Source organism: Faecousia intestinalis (assembly GCF_040096185.1).
Taxonomy (GTDB): domain Bacteria; phylum Bacillota; class Clostridia; order Oscillospirales; family Oscillospiraceae; genus JAZOXB01.
In genome coordinates, this window is sequence record NZ_JBBMFF010000021.1 from 1 (window position 1) to 559 (window position 559).

The 559-nt window shown below is 58.5% G+C and carries 1 protein-coding gene; it reads left to right on the forward strand.

What is annotated here, in order from left to right:
• Nucleotides 1-299 precede the first annotated feature (299 nt).
• Nucleotides 300-497, forward strand: coding sequence for a hypothetical protein (locus WMO66_RS00160; protein WP_349134385.1), 198 nt, complete (start codon nucleotides 300-302; stop codon nucleotides 495-497).
• Nucleotides 498-559 lie beyond the last annotated feature (62 nt).

Below are 559 nucleotides of genomic sequence, written 5' to 3' on the forward strand. Positions count from 1 at the left end.
GGCCCCTTCGGGACCTCGCAATGACAAATCTGGGTATCTCAAGCCATGGAATCCCTGCCAAAGGAATCGCAACTGCCTATGGCGCTCACTGAGCGCCGCTACATTTTCTCTCGCCCGGTGGGCCTGCGCAGGGAACGCCGCTACAGATGCAATTGGTTTGTACGCTTTATCGTTGCCCCTGTAAGCACAACACAGAAAGAAGCGCCCATAGGAAGGATTCGTTTTGAACCAAATTCGGAAAACGCGTTCTCGTCGGCGGCATCCTGCTGCTCGCCGCGGTCCTCTGCGGCTTTGCCGCCGTGCTGTCGTCCTTCCTGCCGGAGCCCTGGAATGGCCTTGCAGCCAACGGCTGCGTCGTGCTGTTCCTCCGCCTGCATGCAAAGCACAAGGCTGAGCCGGACGGCGGTACGCCGGAGCGGAACGCCGGCGAAGCGTACGATAACACCACTGAGGCCGGAAGCAGCGTCTCGGCCTATACCTATGGAACCTCTGAATAAATCGGCTGCGGCGCTCAGCGGGTCTTTCGCCCCAACTTATCGGTTTGAAAATCTTGAAATAC